At 55.0% G+C, this 3,735-nt stretch carries 4 protein-coding genes; 3 read left to right on the top strand and 1 reads right to left on the bottom strand.

What is annotated here, in order from left to right; genetic code table 11:
- Together VGE80_RS00170 and VGE80_RS00165 are read left to right on the top strand one after the other, a co-directional pair.
- On the top strand, positions 1-709 hold a 709-nt coding region (locus tag VGE80_RS00170; RefSeq protein WP_440591243.1), incomplete at its 5' end, for a HEAT repeat domain-containing protein.
- Between the two features lie 237 nt (positions 710-946).
- Positions 947-1,423 carry a hypothetical protein gene (locus tag VGE80_RS00165; RefSeq protein ID WP_373650847.1) on the top strand — a complete coding sequence of 159 codons (477 nt, stop codon included), beginning with the start codon at positions 947-949 and terminating at the stop codon, positions 1,421-1,423.
- Here the strand turns inward: VGE80_RS00165 and VGE80_RS00160 are convergent.
- Positions 1,412-2,281, bottom strand: coding sequence for an SDR family oxidoreductase (locus tag VGE80_RS00160; protein WP_373650846.1), 870 nt, complete (start codon positions 2,279-2,281; stop codon positions 1,412-1,414). The two genes, VGE80_RS00165 and VGE80_RS00160, sit on opposite strands and share 12 nt — an antisense overlap.
- 320 nt (positions 2,282-2,601) lie before the next feature.
- Here VGE80_RS00160 and VGE80_RS00155 point away from each other — a divergent pair, with 320 nt between their 5' ends.
- On the top strand, positions 2,602-3,330 hold the full coding sequence (locus tag VGE80_RS00155) for a succinate dehydrogenase cytochrome b subunit (RefSeq protein WP_373650845.1): 729 nt from the start codon (positions 2,602-2,604) through the stop codon (positions 3,328-3,330).
- The last annotated feature ends 405 nt before the right edge of the window (positions 3,331-3,735 follow it).

The following is a 3,735-nucleotide window of genomic DNA, read 5'->3' as shown; positions in this document are numbered from 1 at the left end:
TGAGAATCGCAGGCCACAAGGATTGACCAATCTGGCGGCAATCAACGACCCGAATGCAGCACCTGCCGTCATGAAATTCCTGTCAACGGACCCACGAATTGATATTCGCGAACTGGCAGTAAAAATTCTGGTGCGGACCTCTGGCCCCAAGGCCACAACCGGTCTCGTCAAAATTGCCCTGTTCGATGAATCACTGGTCATTCGAACTCAGGCCCTGGACGGGATCGGACATGACTACGCTGAACGGGCTCAGAATGCATTCGTCAAGGCGTTGAAACACGAATCCAACGCGATTGTCTGTCGTGCTGCGAACGCACTGGGCCAGATTGGGGACAAGAGCAGTATCGCGCCCTTGATCGAAGCACTCATCACTGTGCATCACTATCAGGTCGCCATGGATATCCCGAACAACCAGACCTACAGCTTCTCCACAGATGGCAATTTTTCGTCAAACACACCCGCAGTCCCTCCAGGGGTTATGGAAGCTGTCAGAGCAGGACGTTTGCTGCCACCGGTATTCGCTCAGTCACCTGATGCTCCGCAGCCGCTTAAAAAAATGGTGACTGTCCGCATCGAGCACAGCAATGTCGAGGCACTCACCGCATTAAGTAAATTGACTCAGCAAAACTTCGGCTTCGACAAACGAACCTGGAGCCTGTGGTGGTCGGCCGAAAAGAATGCCAGCGGGAAACTGAAGGGAAAAGGTTAAACGTCAGCAACGTCTGCCTAGGCATCGAGCACTCCCGGGACGATCTCATTCTCCGTTGCGACGCGACTGGGACTCTCGTCGACCAGGTCTGGCAGCGTCACCAGGCTGGCGACCCCACGGATCGTTCTGTTCGATTCGTCCGGCGAAACCGTTTCTCACGGAAAAGTCGTCAGAGTCCACACCTGCTTGCGGATTCTCGCCAGGTGAGAATCTTTCACCAAACGGCAAACTCTGCCGATGACGATATCTGCTGAAACAAACCGGATTGAAACTCCGCCCCGACTTCCTGTTGCGATGGGTGAAGATGTCATGGCTCGCGTTGCACTTTTGTTCATAACAACCAGCCTGTTTGCAGCCGTCTGGTCAGAGGATCAGACCCAGCAAAAAGCATCGGTCGAACGAATCACGAAAGCTGCGACCGTCCGACCGGCCGTCCGGGTTGCATCTTCAAACGGATCAAGAGGCGTGCGACGCGTCGCCGTTCCGCTTCCGGATCAGATCACGCCTGGGACGTATCTGGTGTCGGATCAATGGGGACGGACTCAGGTTCGTGAAGTGAGCGAAAGCGAAGCGATCATTCCACGGGGGATGACTGAAAGCCCCGTCACAAACCACTATCTCGTCGAACGAGGTTCGTTTCGGTGGCACTTTATTCGGATCGAGCAACCGCGAACGGATCTGGCCCATCGCGCTCACGCTGTCTCACTCCGCTGATCGAATTGCAGACGGTAGCCCGGTTTCTATGGATGAGTACTGCGGTCTCCATCCCAGTTCTTCGCGGATCTTGCGATTCGAGACGCGCTTGTTGATTCCCCCCGACCCCCGTGCTGCAGGCTGCGCCGAATCGAACACGGGTTCTGGTGCCCCTACGAGTCGTGCCAGGGTCGAAAAATACGTGGCTCGCGGAATCGGCTGATCATCAACCACGTTCCACACAGAGAAGTCGCCCCCTCCCTCCGCGCAGGCAATCACCGCATCGGCTGCGTCATCGACATGAATCAGATTGAGCCACGCATCACCACGTCCCGAAAACGGGACACCTGCCCGCAGTGATTCAATTCGCGAGAGCAAACGCCCGGGACCATAGATTCCGGCGAGACGCAAGATCTGTAGTCCAGAAAGACTTCCGGCAAAAAACTGGTCCCGGATGAGGTTCTCAGCGCGGAGACAGCGCTCCCCTCCGGCCAGTTCCGGCTGACAAAGGGAGTCCTCGTCCACCCATCCCCCGTCTGACTGACCGTAAACACTGGTGCTGGAAATATGAATAAACCGTGGACGCTGATTGTCGATCGCACGCAGGATGTTTGAGAGTGCGACGCAGGACACCTCTTCATGCGTTCGTCCTGACGAGCGATCGAAGCCAACAGCGTGCAAGACCAAATCGACTTCCGGAAGTTCCGAAAGAGTCGCCGGCTCGCAAATATCCGCCACCAGAGGCTGAATTGACTCACGCTGAAACGATTCCGCATTTGCAGCAAAACGCGTCACAGCAAACACCTGATGGCCTTTGGCGACCCAGCGTTTCGCAACTCGCTTCCCCAGATAGCCGCACCCGAAAATCAGGCATCGCATAAAGATAGCTCCTCGGGGATTCCGTCCCCAAATTCCTGTCATCAGGAAAACTGCTCAAATTCCCGCTAGAAAAACGACGGGTTTTCCGATGACGTAAATCCAGAAATGAGAATTCCCGCAGCCGATGCCGTTCGTCGTTCTGACAGAATTGCAGTTGTGGGCGGGCATCCTATAATCCGGAAGATGAATCACGAAGACTGAATTCCAGTTGACTTTCCGGTGAGCTGACGACCGAGCTGGAAAACTTCAGATGTTGTCTGAAGTCGTCGCTTGCTGTGTTAAAATTTGCGATCTCGGTGAATACCGCAGGGAGTGACAACGTGACGGACTCGAGCGTCCAGTCCCAGACTGGGCTGATTGATTGGCTGGGCTTGGGGTGGTTTTTTCGGCTGCTGTCCTCGTCGATCGGACAAAAGTTCGTGATGGGTCTGACGGGTTTGCTGCTGTGCGGCTTTCTTGCCGCACATCTGGCAGGTAACCTGCTGCTGTTTGTCGGCCCGAAAGCATTCAATGAGTATGCCCATAAGCTGCACGAGCAGTGGGAACTGTTGATTGTCGCAGAAACAGGTCTCCTGATTCTGTTTTTAGCCCACATCTACCTGGCCATCACGACGACGATTGGCAACTACAAAGCCCGTCGCGAGAGCTACGTCCTCAAGCAATCGAAGATTCCCCATCGCATCATCGGGGCGAACAGCTGGATGTTCGCATCAGGCGCTGTGGTATTGGGCTTTGTCATCCTCCACCTGATTGATCTGCGGTTGGGAATGCGAGGAAGCATCAGCTACCTGCCTGAATCCGATCCCGAAGCGCCGTTCAAAAACACAATTGCCGCGCTGAGTGATCCCGTCAGTCGCGTCGTCTACTTTGTGGGCGCGATTGTTTTGGGTGTTCACTTGTCGCACGGATTCGCCAGCGCGTTTCAGTCACTCGGCCTGAATCACCCGAAGTACACTCCGCTGATTAAAATTATCGGAAAAGTCTTCGCCGTCGTGATTGCCGTTGGATTCGCAAGCCTCGCGGTCTTTGCACCGGGCATGTGGAAATAGGCCAGAATGTGCGAGCAGAGTCAGACACCCGAGGGGCGATGAACCTGTTCCACTGTGGCCGACGGCGGCCTATTTAGAGAATGTCGTGTATCAAAATGGATTTCCGCTCTCGTCACACAACCCGGTTAGGTGACGTTGACACTCGGGGAAATGCAAACCGACTGTCAGCAGGGCAAAAGTCATTCAATCTGTGGGCTTACGACATGCCATGTGCGTGTTCCGCCCAGTTAACGGTCGCAAGGGAAATAAGATGGTGACGGTCGCTGACACCCCATTGGACGGACGTTGTCCCGAGGGAGATATTGCCAGCCGCTGGGATCAGCGGAAACGTGATTTGAAGCTTGTTGCTCCGAACAATAAGCGAAAGTACACGATCATCGTCGTCGGCACCGGCCTGGCAGGTGG

The sequence above is a fragment of the Schlesneria sp. genome (assembly GCF_036405755.1).
Lineage (GTDB): Bacteria > Planctomycetota > Planctomycetia > Planctomycetales > Planctomycetaceae > Schlesneria > Schlesneria sphaerica.
Note: the sequence above shows the minus strand (reverse complement) of the source record. Positions and strands in the feature narration are given on the sequence as shown.